We start from the raw sequence: 19,174 nt of genomic DNA on the forward strand, positions 1-19,174 counted from the left end.
AAAGGAGAATCGGATTATGAGATTAAAAGGAAAAGTTGTTGTTGTAACAGCATCCACAAGAGGAATAGGACTTGCGATTGTAAAGGCATGCGCTGCGGAAGGTGCGATTGTGTATATGGGAGCACGTAATTTGGAACGTGCAAAAGAGATAGCGGATCAGTTGAATGCAGAAGGGAAAAAGGTGCGTTGGGTTTATAATGATGCGACGGAAGATGAAAGCTATGCGGCGATGATCGAAGAAGTTGTCGAAAAAGAAGGACGTATCGACGTATTGGTAAATAATTTCGGAACATCTGATCCGAAACAGGATCTGGATTTTGCACATACAGATGTCGATGTATTTTTAAATACAGTAAATATCAATTTGAAGAGCGTTTATCTGGCAAGTCAGGCTGCGGTGAAGCATATGGAGAAGAACGGTGGGGGAAGTATTATCAACATTTCTTCTATTGGCGGTCAGACTCCGGATATTTCACAGGTAGCATACGGAACAAGTAAAGCTGCGATCAACTATCTGACCAAATTGATCGCAGTACAGGAAGCGAGACATAATATTCGCTGCAATGCAGTGCTGCCGGGGATGACGGCGACGGATGCGGTGCAGAATAATCTGTCGGAGGATTTTAAAGAGTTTTTCCTGAGACATACGCCGATCAGAAGGATGGGACAGCCGGAAGAGATCGCGGCGGCAGTCGTATATTTTGCAAGTGACGAGTCCGCATTTACGACCGGACAGATATTGACGGTATCCGGCGGTTTTGGTCTGGCGACTCCGGTATTCGGAGATTTGGCAGAGCGCAAAGAACGCAGATGATCAATAATAGTCGCGGTACTCGCTCGGCGTCATATGGACGGATCGTTCAAAAGCGCGCAGAAATGTGAGTGTGGATTTGAAGCCGACATTGGAAGAAATTGAATTGACGGATAATTTTGTATAGGCGAGCAATTCTTTCGCTTTGTTGATCCGAAAGTCGTTGACATATTGGTGGATCGTCACTCCCATCTGCTGCTTGAACAGTTTGCAGAAATAATATTTGGAAAAACCGATCTTATTACAGATCGCGTCGATCGAGAGATCTTCCTTATAATTCTCGGAAATATATTTCAGCGCGGTATTCACGGATGTCTCCTGCGCCGGAGTCAGCTCCTTGATCTCGGCAATATCGTAGGAAATATCGTAGAGCGCGGTGAAAATGGTCTGCAGCTGCTGGTTGATGTGCATATAGTTCCAAGCGCCGCTTTTTTCTTCAGAACCGATATTGGAGGTAATATTATATAATTCGATGAAAGAGTCCAGAACTGCAGAAAAAGGATTGCTTAAAATTAAATTGTTCTGTGTGCGGATCATATTATAAAAGAGCTTTGCATGGCTTCCGTCGATGATGAAATAATAAAATTTCCATTCTTTTGTGACACGGGTAAATGTCAAAGTTGTATTGCACGCTGTCGTCACAACCGTATGGGGCTGGATATACTGTGTATTTTTATTTTTGCTGTAACGGACTGTCCCCTCCAGAGAATAAAGAAGAAGATACTGATTAAAATTGTTTGTTGTTCCAAGGACCAGCTTCCGCTCCTGGCAGTAACCACATTCCCGGATCACAAAAGGAAAAGATTCGGCGAGTGGATTACCGGGGAGACGGAAGCTGTTATATTCCAGTGGGAAAAATCGTTTTGGAGACGGCATAAGAAGAACCTCCTCTATGGGTGTATTCAAATGATATAACTTGTATCTCATATAGTGTAATATGAACAAACAGAAAAATCAAATAGAAAATGTACTGTAAAATTTCACGAAACAAAAAAGCGATGATTTTTGTGAAATCAAAACAAAAATAACGAAGAAAAGTTAAAAATTGAACAAAAACAGTGCAAAAATGATAAAATGACAAGAATAGATAATGAAATAACAATTTTTGATATTGAATAATCAAGGAAAAAGCATGATAGTAGAGGCACAGACAAGCCAATTCAGTTCATCGGCACATGGCGGCTTTGATCGGGGGAGTCAAATATAGACCGCATCGCCGGAGCAGATGGATGAGGAAAAGGAAAAAAGGAGAAAGGGGAAACGACAAAGATGAGTGAGTATATCTTGGAACTGAAAGATGTCGTAAAAACGTTCGGCGGAGTTACCGCATTGAACGGTGTACATTTTCAGTTGAAGCAAGGCGAGATTCACGCTCTGATGGGTGAGAACGGCGCCGGAAAATCTACATTCATTAAAGTGATCACAGGAGTACACCAGCCGGACAGCGGATTGATGCTGCTGGAGGGGGAAAAGATCACACTTCGCTCCACAGAAGATTCAGCGAAACTTGGTATTGCGGCAATTTACCAGCACGTTACTGCATTTCCGGATCTTTCCGTGACAGAAAATATTTTCATGGGACAGGAGATCAAGAACAAGCTTGGCATCTATAATTGGAAGCTGATGACAAAGCGTGCGAAAGAATTGATCGAGCCGCTGAGTAAAAATATCGATGTTTCCAAACCGATGAGCACACTTTCCGTTGCACAGCAGCAGCTTGTAGAGATCGCAAAGGCGCTTTCGAGAGATGCAAGGATCCTGATCATGGATGAGCCGACAGCGTCGCTTTCCAGAAGAGAATGCGAAGAGTTGTATCAGATCGCGGAACGGCTGAGAGACGAGGGCGTATCGATTATCTTTATCACACATAAATTTGAGGATATGTATCGTCTGGCAACAAGGGTTACGGTGTTCCGTGATTCACAGTACATAGGATGCTGGGATGTGGATAAGATCTCCAATCAGAAGCTGATCGGCGAGATGGTAGGTCGTGAACTAACGCAGATGTATCCGCCGAAACATGCAAAGATCGGTGATGTTGTGATGAAAGTCAACAACATTTCCAAAGAGGGATATTTTAAAGATGTATCTTTTGATGTAAGAAAAGGCGAGATCCTTGCCTTGACCGGACTGGTCGGCGCAGGTCGTACCGAAGTATGTCAGAATATTTTCGGTATCATGACGCCGGATTCCGGTTCCATTGAACTTGAGGGAAAAGAAGTGAAGATCAAGAGCCCGATCGACGCGCTGAAGCTTGGAATCGGACTGCTTCCGGAAGACCGTCAGACACAGGGGCTGATCAATGAACTGCCGATCTATCAGAATGTAACTTCTGCCGATATGAGCAAATTCATCAAAGCAGGTAAGCTGGATGAGAGTGCGGAAGAGGCAAAAGCGATCGAACTTTGTCAGAAGATCCAGTTGAAAGCGAAAGACATCAGTGCTCCGCCGTCATCACTGTCCGGAGGAAATCAGCAGAAAGTCGTATTTGCAAAGCTTCTGAACTGCGATCTGAAAGTATTGATCCTGGACGAGCCTACCAAAGGTATTGACGTCGGCGCAAAATATTCAATCTATGAAATCATGAATGAACTGACCGCAAACGGATATGCGATCATCATGGTATCTTCCGAGATGCCGGAGGTGCTTGGTATGGCGGACCGGATCGTTGTTATGAGAAACGGACGTGTGGCGGGGCAGTTTGATACGGAAGGCACAACACAGGAGATGATCCTCGAAGCTTCCTTAAAACAAGAAGATGGGAGGGAAAGCGAGTCATGAGAACGAATAACAAATCAACACTTTCTAAAATAACAGAAAGCAGAAACTTCGGTCTGGTACTTGGATTGATCGTTCTTCTGATCGTAGCGGCGATCATCACTCCGTCGATGTATTCTCTGAATTCCATTCTGAACATGCTTCAGAATAATGCGGTATACGGATTGCTTGCGATCGGCGAGATGATGGTCATCATCACTGCGGGTATCGACATTTCCATCGGCGCGACGTTGTCGCTGACCGGAGTGATCTGCTGCCGGCTGATGGCAGAGAACCCGGGAGTTCCGGGGATCGTGTGGCTTGTACTCTCCTTAGTGATCGGAGCGCTCTGCGGTGCGTTTAACGGACTGCTCGTCGGATATTTCAAGATGGTCCCGATGATCGCTACGCTTGGTACGATGTATATTTTCCGTGGCTTTTCTTTCTTATTCAGCGGCGGAGAATGGTGGTTCCCGCATCAGTTTACAGAGGGGTATATGGCATTTGCGACAAAGAAGATCCTCGGGATCCCGTCGATCTTATGGATTCTGATCATTGTATTCGTATTGGCGATCCTGTTCCTCGGATATACGTCGAAAGGACGACGGATCTACGCGATCGGTACCAATCAGGAGTCCGCGCAGGTTGCCGGTATCAAACAGCCGAGAGTTGTATTTCTGGCGATGACCCTTTGCGGAATGCTCGCAGGTCTGTCCGGAATGCTCTATACAGCGAACTATGCGACCTGCAGTTATATGATCGGCGACGCATATGAAATGACGGCGATCGCGATCTGTATCCTCGGCGGAGTCAGCATCGTAGGAGGAAAGGGAAAAGTAGACGGCGTGATCATCGGATTTTTGATGATGTCGGTCATCACTTACTTTATCAGTCTTCTTCCGGGATTGAGCGTATGGTCGGATGCAATCCAGGGAGCGATCATCATCGCAGCGGTTGCCTTGAATAAATTCACGGAACGCTCTGCTGAAAAGAGAGCTCTGAAAGAAAGGAGTGCTTTGATCTGATGAGTGGAGAAAAGAATACAAATGTACCTGTAAGAGACTTATCTGTAAAACAGGGATTCAAATTATCGAAGTTTTTAGTGAGCTGGGAAATGGTGCTGATCTATATTTTACTTTTGATCAACGTTGTATTGATGGTCAGCAGGACCAACCTGTATTTCTCACCCGGAACGATCCAGGCGATCATTCAGTCCGGTATGGATGTATGCCCGCTCGTACTCGGAATGATCCTGATCCTGATGCTCGGCGATATCGACGTATCGGTTGCATCTACGATGATTTTTGCATCCATGGCAACGGGGCTTTGCTGTCAGGCGGGAATGTCGGCGTTTGTAGGCGTGATCGTTGGAATCGCAGCAGGAGCGCTCTGCGGACTGTTTAACGGATATTTCGTAGCATATGTGGAGATGCCGGCGGTCATCGTTACGATCGCGACGTCGATGTTGTTCAGAGGAATCGTAAAGATCATCCTGGACGTCAATGTGTTGAAACAGTTCCCGAGCTTTTACACAACCGTAGCTTGGACCAATATCGCAGGAATCCCATTGTCACTGATCCTGTTCCTTGTGATGGGAGCGGTCTTCGTATTCCTGCTTCAGAAATCCAGATTCGGACGGAAGCTTTACATTATCGGAAACAACGCGACATGCGCACAGTATTCCGGTATCGATGTAAGGAAGACAAAACTGATCGTTTTCGTCCTGATGGGCGTAATGTGCGGAGTTGCTTCGATCTTCTTCGTAGGAAGAATGGGAGGAAGCGTATCTTCTACAATGGGTACCGGATATGAGATGACGGCGATCGCGATCTGCGTACTTGGCGGCGTATCCACAAACGGCGGAAAAGGAAAGGTTTACGGACCGATCATCGCAACATTGATCATGGCGTTCCTTACTTATACGCTTGGTCTTTTGGAAGTGGATGCCAATACGAGAAAGATCGTAACCGGATTTATCCTGATCATCGCAGTCCTGATCCCGAATGTGAACAGACAGCTGATCGCAAATCTGAAGCTGAAATTTGTTTACAAAGGAAATAAGAACGTAGAAGCGCTGAACATCAAAACAGCAGCGGAAGTAAAAGCGCTGAAAGCGACGATCGATGAGACGAAGAAAGACTCTGCAATGAATGACGCAGATAAGAGTGCAAAGATCAAGAAATGTGAAGACAAGATCGCGGCACTTCAGAAAAAATGTAAAGAGCAGACAGAAATCTGGCTGAGAGAGCAAAAAGAGGACGAACGCAAAGCAAAAGAACGATTTGCAGCAAAATAGTTTGATTCATAGTTTTACATGTATCGTTTCACATTCATAAGTTTATAGACAGCAGAGGGCTGTTTATATATTAAAAAAAAGGAGGAACAAAATTATGAAAAACTGGAAACGTCTGGTAGCACTTGGAATGAGCGCAATGATGATCGCTTCATTGGCAGGATGTAGCACAACAAAGTCAACGGAAGGCGGCTCAGAGGGCGGCGAAGCGGCTGCACCGGCTGAGTCAGGCGGCGGAAAAGAATCTCTGGAGGGAACACATGTATTTATGTTCAAATCCACAGGTAACTCTTTCGGAGACCTGATGTACGAGGGATTTTCAGAGTATCTGGAAGCAAAAGGCGAGAAGACCGCTTATAAGAGCCCGGCTGAAACAACCGTAGCAGCACAGGTTCAGATGCTGGATGAGCTGATCACACAGAATGTTGCATCCATCACGATTTCTACAAACGGTGACGCAGGTTATGATGAAGTGTTCAAGAAAGCTCAGGAAAAAGGAATACCGATCGTATCCGTAGACTCCGAGGCAAATCCGGAATACCGTATATGCCATACAAACCAGGCAGAGACACAGGATATCGGATCTTACCTTGTACAGGCAGCTGTACTGATCACACTTGGTGTGGATTATCCTGGTGACGGAAAAATGGAAGAGACTGTAAAGACAGAGCTCGGAAAATACTCAGGAGAAGAGATCAAATTAGGTGTTCTTTCTGCATCCATTGATACTCCGGTTCAGAACTCCTGGATCGCAGCGATGGAAACAGAGCTTGCAAAAGATTTCTATGCAGGAAAAGTAAGCCCGGAACTTGACAAGAAATATGGTAACGATGACCTGACAGAGTCCACAACACAGGCACAGGCATTTATCGCAGAGAACGCAGTTGACTGTATCATTTCTCCTACAACCGTAGGTATCGCAGCAGCAGGACAGGCTCTGAAATCCGCGAACAGCGAGATCAAACTGACAGGTCTTGGACTTCCGTCAGAGATGCAGTCTTTCATGCCGACAAAAGCTGACGACGACGCATTCGAGTATGTTTGCCCATACATGATGCTGTGGGATGTTATCCATCTTGGAGCAGTATCCGGAGCAGCAACATATGCAGCAGTAAATGATGGATTTGACGGGTCCGTAGGAAGCAGCTTTGAAATGGATGCGTTCCGTGATTACGAAGCAGAAACTTACGAAGCATACCAGAGTGGCGACGGTACAGCAGTTCTGGCAGGCGCACCGTTCATCTTTGAAAAGAACAATATGGCTGAGTGGATCGACGTACTGTAAGAACAGACGGATATCCTGCATGGCAGATGGGAACAGGCGGTTATGTGACGCATAGTACTTGGATCACCGGAAGTGCCAAAAGGCACATTCCGGGATTGTAAGCAGTCGCCAAGGTCTCGGGCAAGCCCGGACTTTGGCTCGCCGCCTATAAAAAAACGGAAAAGGGGAGAAAATTCAAGAAAAGGGATTTTCTCCCCTTTTCCGTTCAAAGATCCATCTGTCGGTTTGTTTTGAAATGTGATAAAGTAGAAAGTAAGAGAAGCAGGAAAAAGAGGAAAATCGGACAGGAGGAGGCAAAATGAGATATTTGATGGGAATCGACAATGGCGGAACATTTTCCAAAGCGGCATTGTTTGATGAGAACGGAGTGCAGATTTCGGTGGCAAGCGTTCCCACCGTGACATTAACGCCGAAGCCGGGGTATACGGAGCGGGATATGGAGGAACTCTGGCAGGTAAATGCAAAGGCGGCGCGTCAGGCGATCGAAAAGAGCGGGATCGATCCGAAAGAGATTGCGGGCGTGTCCTATTCCGGGCATGGAAAAGGTCTGTATCTGGTCGGAAAAGACGGAAAACCCGCTTATAACGGAATCATTTCCACCGATGCGCGGGCATGGGCATATGTGAAGCAGTGGAAAGAAGACGGAACTGCGAAAAAAGTATATGAAAAGACTTGTCAGGACATCCTTGCATGTCAGCCGGTCAGTCTTCTCGCATGGCTGCGGGATCATGAGCCGGAAGTATTGGAACGGACACGGTATGTATTTGCGGTGAAAGATTATGTGCGGTATCGGATGAGCGGAGAAGCTTATGCGGAGTACACGGATTTTTCGGGAGGAAATCTGGTCAATCTGCATACCGGAGAATATGACCGCGAATTACTTTCCTATATGGGGCTGGATATGGTGTATGAAAAACTTCCTCCGCTTCGTCACGCGTCGGACATCTGCGGTCATGTGACGAAAGAAGCCGCCGAACTGACACTGATCCCGGAGGGGACGCCGGTTGCTGCCGGAATGTTTGACGTCAATGCCTGCGGAATTGCTTCCGGTCTTTCGGATGAAGAGAAAATGTGCATGATCGCGGGAACGTGGAGTATCAATGAATTTATCGCAAAAGAGCCGGTCTTGAACGGAACCGTGGCGTTAAATTCGATGTTCTGTATCCCGGGATATTATCTGATCGAGGAGAGTAGTCCGACTTCGGCGGGAAATATGGAATGGTTCATCCGCAATCTGATGGGATATGAAAAGGAAGAGGCGAAAGAAAACGGTGGATCGGTGTACGATGTGACAAATGCATGGGTAGAGTCGATCGAGCCGCAGGAGAATAATATCATTTTTCTTCCGTTTTTGAACGGTTCGAATGAAGATGCTCTGGCGAAAGGGACGTTTGTCGGGCTGACCGCGTACCACAATAAAAAACATATGCTGCGTGCGGTGTATGAGGGGATCGTATTTTCCCATCTGACCCATGTAAAGAAACTGCTCCGCAACCGGGAAGTTCCGAAGAGTATCCGGCTCTCGGGCGGTGCAGCCAATTCCGACGTGTGGGTACAGATCTTTGCGGACGCACTGCAGATCCCGATCGACGTGATCGAGGATAAGGAACTGGGCGCACAGGGAGCGGCGATCGTAGCGGGAATCGCGGCAGGCGTGTATGCGGATTACGAAGAGGGAATCCGGCGGACGGTCAAGATCACAAAAACCGTGCAGCCACGTCCGGAATACGGACCGGTCTATGAGAAAAAATATCAGACATACCGCCGTGTGATCGAGGGCTTGAGCAGTGTGTGGGAATGTTTTGAAAACTAGAAAAGAAAACAGGAAAACAAGAAAAGAGGAGAATGAAAGCGATGGAACGAGCGTATACCCTTGGTTTGTACGAGAAAGCGATGCCGTCCGATCTGACATGGAGAGAAAAGCTTCTGGCGGCAAAAGAAGCGGGATTTGATTTTGTGGAGATCAGTATCGATGAGACAGACGCGAAACTTTCCAGATTGGACATGACGAAAGAAGAACGGTTGGGACTGGTACAGCTGATGCAGGAAACCGGCGTGCCGATCCGGACAATGTGCTTGAGCGGTCATCGGAAATATCCGCTTGGCAGCAGTGATCCGGCAGTGGAAGCGCGGGGAATCGAGATCATGGAAAAAGCGATCCGGCTTGCGGAAGACCTGGGAATCCGGATCATCCAGCTGGCAGGCTATGATGTATATTATGAAGAATCCACATTTGAGACAAAGAAGCGTTTCCTTGCCAATCTGAAAAAAGCGGCGGATATGGCGGCAAAAGCAGGCGTGACCATGGGCTTTGAGACGATGGAAAATGAGTTTATGAACACGGTGGAAAAGGCAATGAAGTATGTGACGCTTGTCGGATCGCCGTATCTGAACGTCTATCCGGATATCGGAAATATCACCAATGCGGCAAAGACGTATGAAAATGACGTGCTGGAAGATCTGGAACTCGGGAAAGGGCATATCGTGGCGATGCACTTAAAAGAGACGGTTCCGGGAAAATTCCGGGAGATCCCGTTCGGGACCGGGCATGTGGATTTTGAAAGCGCAGTTACAAAAGCATGGGAACTTGGCGTGAGAAAATATGTCACAGAGTTCTGGTATACCGGAAATCCGGGATGGAAAGAAGATATCACTTTTGCAAATGAGATGTTTACAAGAATATTAAACGGAAGAGCATAAGGACTAAAATCACCGGAAGTGCCAAAAGGCACATTCCGGGATTGTAAGCAGTTGCCAAGGTCTCGGGCAAGCCCGGATTTTGGCTCGTTGCTTATACAAAAAGAAGACTCCCCTTGGAGGTTCCGGACCGACCGGCATGGACTTCCAGGGCGGAGTCTTTTATCTGATAAAAATGTTATTTAATAAGAAGGTAATACAGCTATTCTTTGGATAACAGCGTACGATAGACTGCAAATGCGGCTGCTCCGATCGCCCCGGTATAGGGAGAGTAAGGCTTGATGATCAGTTCCTGTTTGGAGGGGAGCATAAAAAGGTTCGGTTCAAAATCAAGCTGCTTTTTTAAAAGAGCGACCGTGCTTGAAATATTGAATAACTCTCCGTGTATAAATACGCGTTTGCAGTCGATGATCATATTCAGGTTGGTGATCGTGGTAGCGATGCTTTTCACTGCCAAGGTGATCAGCTTGACGAGAATAGTGTCCCCTAATTCGTATGCATTTAAGATCACGGGGAGCGTAATCTCATGCTCATCGTTTACCAGCTGATGTAAATAAGTATCCGGACTGCTGTGGTAGAGGAGACGAGCTTTTTTGATCAGCCATGTCTCGCTTGCGTAGGTCTGGAGACAACCATGTTTTCCGCATTCGCATAATTCTCCGTCCGGGTGGACCGTCATGTGTCCGATCTCTCCGATCTTTAAATTCTGACTTCCATAGAGCGTGTCGTGGTACAGATGGGTACAGTGGATGCCCCGACCGATATGGAAGAAAAGGAAATTGCTGTTGTCGACGTCAGGTTTCGTATAAAAAAGAGATTCGGCTCTCGTCATACAATGTACATTGTTGGAAAAATAGAGCGGGATGTCAAAGCATTCGGCGATTTTTCTGAGGTTGAAATTTTTCCAGGATGCATTGTTGGTCAGGATCTTTTCGGGAGCGTCTTTTGTGTAGTGACCGGGAATCGCGACGCCGATGCCCCGTACCTGATCGGAATATCCTGTTTGCTCAAGAAATCCGGCGAGAGATTTCACAAAGAAATCGGCATCAACAGGGGAATTTTTGTCGTGCGATACCGTCTCTTTTTGCAAAAGGATACCGGTATTGTCCGTCAGAACAAAGGAAAAGAATTTTTCCGATATTTCGGCGCCGACATAATAAGAGTGGGAGGGGGCGACGGAAAGCAGGATTTTTTTGCGTCCGACCTTATCCTGCAGATCGATCTCCTCACCGACTTCCCGGATCAGATCATCGGAGAGCATCTCGGCAGTGAGCAGGCTGACGGTGGCGGGGGTGATCCCGGTATCCCGTGCGATGTCAATGCGGGAAATCGTATGTTTTGTATATATTTTATGAAGAATCGTGGAATAAAGAAGCTGTTGCTTTTTGGTTGTTTTCATAATATATGGTTTTCTCCTTGTAAAGATGCTTTCAACAAAATTATAACACGAAAAATGAAATTGGTCATTCAAAAATATCGAAAAATACATGAATTAATTATTTTTTAAAATTAAAAAACAGATGAGAATTATTTAAAACGGCAAAAACAGAGTAAAAATGCACAAAAAATGATGCTAAAATTTATATAAAAAGCTGATATTAATTATAATTTAAAACTAATTATATACAAAAATGAAAGTTTATGTTATGGTATGAAACATAAAGAAACGTTATTTATCGCGAAAATTAATGTATCTTATGGATGATTGGTTATAATTTATAACTAAGAATGCAAAAGGAAATGAGAAAAGGAGAAAATATCATGAATAAGTTTTTGAATGAAAAGCTGATGCCGGTCGCTTCAAAGATGGCCAGCAACAAATTTCTGATCGCAATCAGAGATGGTATCACATTGGCAATGCCGCTTCTTATCATCGGTTCTCTGCTGATGGTAATCGCAACAGGTTTCGCAATCCCGCCGTTGGAGAAATGGCTGGGAGACATGGGAATTGCAACATACCTGTGGAAAGGATCTGACAGCAGTTTCGGTCTGATCGGATTGGTGGCAAGTTTCGGAATTGCATATAGTCTGACAAAACAGTATAATGTAGACGGAGTTCCTTCCGGAATCGTTTCACTGTCTACATTCATCCTTGTTACACCGTTTGTTACCGGTGAAGCAGGAAACGGAATGCCGACGACTTATATGGCAGCACAGGGACTGTTCGTAGCGATCGTACTTGGTCTGATCAACGGATGGGTATACCAGTGGTTTATCAATCATAATATCCAGATCAAAATGCCGGACAGCGTACCGCCTGCAGTATCCAAAAGTTTCAGCGCGATCCTTCCGGGAGCAACATTGATCGTAGGATGGCTGATCGTTTACGGAGTTCTGGATGCATTCAAACTGCCGAACCTTCACATGATCGCAAAGACTGTACTCGGAACACCGCTCGGATTACTCGGAAACAATATCATTGGTGTTGTGATCCTCGTAATGTGTTGTAGCGGTCTCTGGTTCGTTGGTCTCCACGGCGGAAACATCGTAAATAAGATCATGGAGCCGATCTGGCTGACAAACCTCGGAGAGAATGCAGAAGCATTCAAAGCAGGAGAAAACCTGCAGCATATTTTCACAACACCGTTTATTGACAACTTTGTATACATCGGCGGAGCCGGAGCGACGATCGGTCTTGTACTTGCTCTGGCATGGATGGCGCGCAGAAAGAATGCAAGTAAACAGGCGAAGACACTGACTCCGATCACGGTAGTTCCGGGACTGTTCAACATCAATGAGCCGACAATGTTCGGTATTCCGGTTGTATTGAACATCCTGCTTCTGATCCCGTTTGTTGTAGCGCCGGTTGTAAACCTGATCATTTCCTACTTATCCATGGCATCGGGACTGGTACCGCTGACTTATACAGCGCCTGGCTGGACAACACCGCCGGTTATCAGTGGTTTCCTTGCGACGGGAAGTATCCGGGCATCGATCCTGCAGATCATCCTGGTCGTAGCGGATATCCTGTTATACCTTCCGTTTGTGGCGGCAGTTGAGAAACGCTTCAAAGCAGACGAAGAACAGGCAAAATAATAAACAAGAATTGAAGGAGCTTTGAAAATATGAAACGGCTGATTAGTGCAAACACATCAGAAATGCTGGCAATGAATGCGGCAGAGTTGAAACAGAGTATTAAAGCGAGCGAGGGGCGTGTCATTCTTTCAGAGAATGTGGCAACAAGAGAAACATATATCGGCGACATCACAAATGCAGAGATTGCCCGTGCATTCGGAGCGGATCTGATCCTGCTCAACTGTGTGGATGTTCTGGAGCCGGACATTTACGGTTTGGAGCACGACAAGGATAATTTTGTTTCGGAATTACATCGTCTGGTAGGACGTCCGATCGGCGTTAATCTGGAACCGGTAGATCTCGAAGCGGAGATGCTGGAAGACAGACTGGAGATTCCGAAAGGACGCCAGCTCAATCTGGAGACGGTAAAACGTTTGGAAGAGCTCGGATTTGATTTTGTATGTCTGACCGGAAATCCGGGAACCGGAGTGACAAACGAACAGATCGAGAAAGCGATCCGTCTGACAAAAGAACATTTCTCGGGAATGGTCATCGCAGGAAAGATGCATGGCGCCGGATCAGACGAGCCGGTAGCGGATCTTGCAACTGCAAAGAAATTTGTGGAAGCAGGTGCGGATGTGATTTTGGTTCCGGCGGTGGGAACCGTACCGGGATTTGACACAGACGAACTGAAGCGTGTAGTGAAAGAAGTTCATCGCTGCGGCGGTCTGGTACTGTCTGCGATCGGAACGAGTCAGGAAAGTTCCGACGAAGATACGATCAAGGAGATTGCGATCATGAATAAGATTTGCGGAGTCGATATTCAACATATCGGAGATGCGGGATACGGCGGAGTTGCACCGGTGGAAAATCTGCTGGCGATCAGCAAGGCGCTTCGGGGCGTACGTCATACAGTATCTATGATCGCGCGTTCGATCAATCGGTAGAAAGGAAGTTTTGGATATGGAAAAGAAAACGATCATGCTGGCATGTGCAGCAGGAATGAGTACAAGTCTTTTGGTTTCAAAGATGCAGAAAGCAGCCGAAGAACAGGGCGTGGATGCGGAGATTTTTGCGGTGGCAGCGGCAGAAGCACCGGATTATGCGGAAAAACAGCATATCGACGTAGTTCTATTGGGACCACAGGTACGTTTTATGGAAGCGGATTTTAAGAAAAAGATGGAGCCGAAAGGGATTCCGGTAGGTGTGATCCCAATGTCAGACTATGGAATGATGAACGGTGCAAAAGTTCTGGATTTTGCAAATCAGTTGATGGAAGGATAAGAATGATGGACGAGAAGAATATACAGGCGATCATGAATCTGATCATCTACGGCGGAGACGGAAAGAGTTCTGCCATGGAGGCGATCCATGCAGCGAAAGAGGGTAATTTTGACCTTGCAGACGAAAAGATCCGGGCGGCGGAGAAGTCTCTGCTTGAAGCACATCACACACAGACTGAGATGCTGACACAGGAAGCGAACGGAGATTCTGTGGAAATGTCACTTTTGATGGTTCACGGACAGGATCATCTGATGACGGGAATGATGTTCAAAGATCTTGCAAAAGAATTGGTAGATGTTTATCGTACGATCAAAAAAGACAACTAGAACTTGTCGGTCATAAAGTGAGAGACGGGGCGCTATGACATAAGTGGGAGACCACCTGTGCCACAGCGTCCCGTTTTTGCTTTTCAACTCCAAAAACTTGGTGTATACTTAATCTAAGTTTGCGATACAGGAGAGAAAAAGTATGTATAAGGTATTGTTGGTAGATGATGAGATCCTGGTACGGAAAGCGATCGGAAAGAAATTGGAGTGGAATCAGCTTGGCTTTGAACTGGTCGGTGATTGCGAGAATGGAAAAGATGCGATTGAATTTGTAAAAGAACATCCGGTTGATGTGGTGCTGACAGACATCTGTATGCCGCACATTGACGGTATGGGTCTGAGCAAGTGGCTGTATGAGAACTGCCCGCAGACGACGATCATCATTTTCAGCGGTTACAGTGATTTTGAGTACGCAAAACAGGCGCTCCAGTACAAAGTGGCGGAGTATATCCTGAAACCGGTGACAGCGAAAGAACTTTCCGAAGTGCTGACAAGGATCCGGAAAAAGCTGGATGGAGAGCGAAAACAGGAACAGCGGTTGGATACGCTGTCGCGGGCATACCGTAATTATACGAAGAATGAATCCGTGATCATCGGAAAAGCGCTGCAAAGACTTGTGCAGGGAACGCAGGATACGATGCAGTGTCTTCAGGAACTGGATGAGTTTGGCGTGCGGATCGAGGGAAGCGCATTCCGTGTGGCCGCGGTGGATATTGACCTTTATGCGGAATGGAAAGGCGGCAATGAGGGAGAACTGAAAAAAGAGAGCGCGCTGATGGCATTTGTTGTGGAGAATGTCAGCGGCGAGATTGTGGCAGAACATCACGCAGGGATCGCATACCGGGATTCGGATAACCGGATCTGCATCCTGTTCTGGACAAACCGACCGAACGAATTTCGCAGGGAAGTGGAAGAAATCTGCAGGGAGATCCAGGAAAATGTCTACCGGGCGATGAAATTATGTGTTTCCATTTCGATTGGGTGTTATGTGGATACGCCGGATCTTCTTTATCAGTCTTACGAATGTGCGGCGGAAGCGTTGAAATATCGTTACAGCCGTGGAATGGGAGCGATATTTGACTGTGAGGAGAAGCTCTGCGAGGCGGATTTTAAAGATCTTTCCGGAGAATTGAAAAAGATCGCGCTGGCGATCCGGAGCGGTGACAAAGCCAAGATGGAAGAACATCTCGATCATATTGAGACATGGATCCGTGAGAGAATGGTCGGAAGAAACCGGGCATGGGGATATTTAAACCGTCTGCTGCATGTGATCCATGAGATGGTCAGAGAGACAGACGAGGCGTTTACGCTTCCGGAAGATGTGATTTCGTCTGTGGCGTCGGCATATTCCATAAAAGAAGCGATGAAACTTGTCCGGCAATATGCGGCAAAAGGAATGGAGGCGCGCGCTCGTTCCGGACAGACAAGCGGGGAGCGTCAGGCGGCAATGGCGCTGGATTACATAAGAGAACATTACGGGGACAGCGAACTGGGACTGAACCAGATCTGTGAATACTTAAATATCAGCACAAGCCGGTTCAGCAGCATTTTTAAAGAATCGACCGGAATGACATTTTTGGAAGCTTTGTCCAATATCCGTATGGAAAAAGCCAGGCAGCTTCTCTGTCAGACAACGCTGAAAAATTATGAGATCGCGGAAAAAGTCGGATTCAGCGATCCCCATTATTTCAGCATCGCATTTAAAAAGGCGACGGGGATGACGCCGAAAGAATATGCCAGGGAGAACGGCAGATGAAGAAACCTAATCTGATCACAAGAATGTTTGGAAAATTTAAGAGCATCCAGAGCACGATGCTTGTGTCATTTTCGGCGCTGATGGTACTTGCCATGCTGGTTTTCATGGTGATCGCGATGCGTTATACGAGCGGGACGATCTACGAAAATTCGATCAATTATATGAGTCAGATCATCCAGCAGGTCAACTATGACATCGATACTTATATTGAATATATGGAAAATATCTCCTCGGTCATCGCAAAAAGCAGCGATGTGCCGCGGTATCTGTTTGACCAGAACCAGACGGAAGCGGAGAGGGAGGCGGAAAAAGAACGGATCCTGACCCAGTTTCAGACGATCATGGAAAGCAGGGACGATATTTATAATGTGGCGGCTGTGGCGAAGAACGGAAGATATATCATCAACCAGGGGGACGACGAGCTGACAGGGTATGTGGATATCGAGTCTCTGGACTGGTATCAGGCGGCGATGGAATCGAAAAGCGGGATCGCGGTGTCCTCTTCTCATGTGCAGAATGCGATCCAGTCCAGCTATAAATGGGTGATCACACTGAGCAGAGCGCTTGTGAACAACCAGACCGGAGAGCGGGAGGGGCTCTTTTTTGTGGATCTGAATTACAGTGCGATCAGTGATCTGTGTAATAATAACAGTATTGAAGAAAAAGGATATATTTTTGTATTGGATGCGGAGGGGAATATTGTATATCATCCGAAACAGCAGTTGATGTACGGCGGGTTAAAAACCGAAAATATCGACGCGATCATGGAGTGCAGGGAAGATTCTCTGATCATTGACGAGGGTGGGGACAGTAAGCTTTATACGATGTCCAAATCCAAGAGGACAGGCTGGACGGTAGTGGGCGCGGCTTATACATCGGAATTGCTGAAAAATAACGAACAGGCGCAGATGTGGTATCTGCTTGTGGCATCGATCCTGCTCCTTGCCGTGATCGGCATTTCAAGCATCATCTCCCGGGAGATCACAAAACCGATCCGTTCCCTCAGGGATTCCATGCGGAAAGTACAGAACGGACAGTTTGGCACCCATGTGGAAGTGATCACGGAAAATGAGATCGGAAGCCTCGGAAGATCGTTCAATCTGATGACCAGCGAGATCCAGGCGCTGATGGAGCAGAATGTATACGAACAGAAGCAGAAACGAAAAAGTGAACTGAAAGCATTGCAGGCACAGATCAATCCTCATTTCTTATATAATACGCTGGATTCGATCATCTGGATGTCGGAAGCGGGAGAAAACGACGAGGTCGTGGAAATGACCTCTGCTCTGGCAAGACTCCTGCGCCAGAGTATCAGTAACGATAAGGAAGAGGTCGAGCTGGAAAAAGAGATCGAGTATGTGAAAAATTATCTGACGATCCAGAAAATGCGTTACAAAGATAAGCTGGAATTTTTTATTTATGTTGATCCGAGAGTGGCGCATGTCCCGATCATCAAGCTTGTGCTGCAGCCGTTGGTGGAAAATGCGATCTATCACGGGATCAAGTATAAAGAGACAAAAGGAAATTTAAAAATTTATGCAAGACCTGTGGACGGCAGAGTTGAGATCGTCGTGGCAGACGACGGGATCGGTATGGATGAAGATGTGATGGAACATATTTTTGATGAGCATCGGAAAGAGCAGAAACGCAACGGCGTGGGAGTACCGAATGTGCAGAAGCGGCTGAAACTTCAGTACGGATCGGAGTACGGCATCCGTTATGAGAGTGTGAAAGGCGCGGGCACGAAGGCTGTGATCACGATTCCGGTCGATGGAGGCAGGACAGATGAAAAAATGGATGAGTAAAAACCATAAAATCGGGATATTAATGACTGTGGCGCTGACATTTGTAGTTGTCTGTCTCGGCGTGCGGCTGGCGAGGAATGATCCGGATGAGGCGGAAACGTATCATCTGATCTTTATCCCCAAGACGATCGATCCGGCAAACGGGTTTTGGACAGCCCTGATCGACGGTGCGAAACTGGGAGCGGAGGAGATGGGGGCAGAGATTGAAGTGATGGGAGCCGGCGCTGAGGAAGATGTGGAAGAGCAGATCGAGATCATCCGGCAGAGCATGGAAAAGGAACCGGATGCGCTTCTTGTCGCTCCGGGAGATTATTCTGAAGTTTCGGATGTGCTGCAGGAAGTCGTGGATGCGGGGATCCCGCTGATCCTCTTGGATTCTGTGATCGACAGGGATATTGCGGTTTCGGAGATCGGAACGGACAATTACCGCGCGGGAAAAGAACTGGGAGAATACGCGGCGACACTTATAGATGGGGAGGGAGAGATCGGGATCGTTTCCCATGTGAAAGGCTCGTCCACTGCAATGGAGAGAAGCAATGGGATCTGTGACGGAATGGGGGAGGCTTCGCATCAGATCCGTTCTATCGTCTACTGCAACTCCTCTTATGAGAAAGCATATGAATTGACAAAGGATATGCTGAACCGTTATCCGCAGATCAGTCTGCTCGTTGCGACCAATGAGTACGGCGCTATCGGAGCTGCCCGCGCAGTCAATGATCTCGGGCTTGCGGGAAAAGTGAAAATGGTGGGATTTGACAGCTCTGTCGAGGAGATCCAGTTGCTGGAGATGGGGGTGTTTCAGGCGATTATCATCCAGAAGCCGGTGAATATGGGATATCTCGGCGTCGAGCAGGCGATCCATGTTCTGAACGGAAAAAAGGCGGAGCCAAAGCTGGACTCCGGAAGTAAGCTGATCACAAAAGAGAATCTGTATGAAGACGAAAACCAGAGACTGCTGTATCCGTTTTCCGGGCAGTAGAGAGAAAAACGAAAATATAAGAAAATGTAAAAAGGTTAAAAAATTACGGGCAGTAGTTTTTTAACCTTTTTTAGTAAGAATTTCAATTTCTATTTTGAAACAGGGCGACTATAATAAACCTATGTTCCGGGGACAGCAGATGTCTTCGGGGCGCTTTCTGACGCAG

General features: G+C 46.8%; 16 protein-coding genes. 14 read left to right on the forward strand and 2 right to left on the reverse strand.

The features are described from left to right. Positions 1 to 16 precede the first annotated feature (16 nt). Entirely contained in the window at positions 17 to 814 is a 798-nt protein-coding gene (gene hdhA, locus I2H87_RS08105) for a 7alpha-hydroxysteroid dehydrogenase (protein WP_022151533.1), read from the forward strand. Here the strand turns inward: hdhA and I2H87_RS08110 are convergent, their stop codons facing one another. Beyond that, positions 815 to 1,687 carry a helix-turn-helix transcriptional regulator gene (locus I2H87_RS08110; RefSeq protein WP_022151534.1) on the reverse strand — a complete coding sequence of 291 codons (873 nt, stop codon included), beginning with the start codon at positions 1,685 to 1,687 and terminating at the stop codon, positions 815 to 817. A gap of 393 nt (positions 1,688 to 2,080) precedes the next feature. Here I2H87_RS08110 and I2H87_RS08115 point away from each other — a divergent pair, with 393 nt between their 5' ends. The 6 genes from I2H87_RS08115 to I2H87_RS08140 all read left to right on the forward strand — a co-directional run bounded on the left by I2H87_RS08115 (position 2,081) and on the right by I2H87_RS08140 (position 9,846). Further along, positions 2,081 to 3,592 (forward strand): sugar ABC transporter ATP-binding protein, encoded by a 1,512-nt coding sequence (locus tag I2H87_RS08115; protein ID WP_009267994.1) that lies wholly within the window; start codon positions 2,081 to 2,083, stop codon positions 3,590 to 3,592. Then, entirely contained in the window at positions 3,589 to 4,593 is a 1,005-nt protein-coding gene (locus tag I2H87_RS08120; RefSeq protein ID WP_195609691.1) for an ABC transporter permease, read from the forward strand. Before I2H87_RS08115 ends, I2H87_RS08120 begins: the two co-directional genes overlap by 4 nt. After that, a complete protein-coding gene (locus I2H87_RS08125) occupies positions 4,593 to 5,864 on the forward strand; it encodes an ABC transporter permease (RefSeq protein ID WP_195609692.1) in 1,272 nt (423 codons plus the stop codon). Before I2H87_RS08120 ends, I2H87_RS08125 begins: the two co-directional genes overlap by 1 nt. A 94-nt stretch (positions 5,865 to 5,958) precedes the next feature. After that, positions 5,959 to 7,146 carry a substrate-binding domain-containing protein gene (locus I2H87_RS08130; protein WP_009267991.1) on the forward strand — a complete coding sequence of 396 codons (1,188 nt, stop codon included), beginning with the start codon at positions 5,959 to 5,961 and terminating at the stop codon, positions 7,144 to 7,146. A 298-nt stretch (positions 7,147 to 7,444) separates the two neighbouring features. Continuing rightward, positions 7,445 to 8,959, forward strand: coding sequence for an FGGY-family carbohydrate kinase (locus I2H87_RS08135; protein ID WP_009267990.1), 1,515 nt, complete (start codon positions 7,445 to 7,447; stop codon positions 8,957 to 8,959). Between the two features lie 41 nt (positions 8,960 to 9,000). After that, positions 9,001 to 9,846: an L-ribulose-5-phosphate 3-epimerase gene (locus tag I2H87_RS08140; protein ID WP_009267989.1), complete on the forward strand. Its 846-nt coding sequence runs from the start codon at positions 9,001 to 9,003 to the stop codon at positions 9,844 to 9,846. Positions 9,847 to 10,045: 199 nt separating this feature from the next. Here the strand turns inward: I2H87_RS08140 and I2H87_RS08145 are convergent, their stop codons facing one another. Further along, entirely contained in the window at positions 10,046 to 11,242 is a 1,197-nt protein-coding gene (locus I2H87_RS08145) for an ROK family protein (protein ID WP_009267988.1), read from the reverse strand. Between the two features lie 362 nt (positions 11,243 to 11,604). On the opposite strand from I2H87_RS08145, the gene I2H87_RS08150 reads away from it, so the two are divergent. The 7 genes from I2H87_RS08150 (at position 11,605) to I2H87_RS08180 (ending at position 19,008) form a co-directional block, all read left to right on the forward strand. Beyond that, complete coding sequence (locus I2H87_RS08150) at positions 11,605 to 12,879, forward strand: PTS sugar transporter subunit IIC (RefSeq protein ID WP_009267987.1); 1,275 nt, start codon at positions 11,605 to 11,607, stop codon at positions 12,877 to 12,879. Positions 12,880 to 12,908: 29 nt separating this feature from the next. Further along, positions 12,909 to 13,805, forward strand: coding sequence for a DUF7916 family protein (locus I2H87_RS08155; protein ID WP_009267986.1), 897 nt, complete (start codon positions 12,909 to 12,911; stop codon positions 13,803 to 13,805). Positions 13,806 to 13,821: 16 nt separating this feature from the next. Then, a complete protein-coding gene (locus tag I2H87_RS08160; protein ID WP_009267985.1) occupies positions 13,822 to 14,142 on the forward strand; it encodes a PTS sugar transporter subunit IIB in 321 nt (106 codons plus the stop codon). Positions 14,143 to 14,144: 2 nt separating this feature from the next. After that, positions 14,145 to 14,468, forward strand: coding sequence for a PTS lactose/cellobiose transporter subunit IIA (locus tag I2H87_RS08165; RefSeq protein ID WP_195609693.1), 324 nt, complete (start codon positions 14,145 to 14,147; stop codon positions 14,466 to 14,468). Between the two features lie 142 nt (positions 14,469 to 14,610). After that, on the forward strand, positions 14,611 to 16,224 hold the full coding sequence (locus I2H87_RS08170; RefSeq protein ID WP_009267983.1) for a response regulator: 1,614 nt from the start codon (positions 14,611 to 14,613) through the stop codon (positions 16,222 to 16,224). Continuing rightward, a complete protein-coding gene (locus I2H87_RS08175; RefSeq protein ID WP_009267982.1) occupies positions 16,221 to 18,029 on the forward strand; it encodes a cache domain-containing sensor histidine kinase in 1,809 nt (602 codons plus the stop codon). The genes I2H87_RS08170 and I2H87_RS08175 overlap by 4 nt, the downstream gene beginning before the upstream one ends. Continuing rightward, the gene (locus I2H87_RS08180; RefSeq protein ID WP_009267981.1) at positions 18,010 to 19,008 is read left to right on the forward strand and encodes a substrate-binding domain-containing protein; all 999 of its coding nucleotides are present in this window, start codon (positions 18,010 to 18,012) and stop codon (positions 19,006 to 19,008) included. The genes I2H87_RS08175 and I2H87_RS08180 overlap by 20 nt, the downstream gene beginning before the upstream one ends. Positions 19,009 to 19,174 lie beyond the last annotated feature (166 nt).

Source organism: Mediterraneibacter glycyrrhizinilyticus (assembly GCF_015560805.1).
Taxonomy (GTDB): domain Bacteria; phylum Bacillota; class Clostridia; order Lachnospirales; family Lachnospiraceae; genus Schaedlerella; species Schaedlerella glycyrrhizinilytica_A.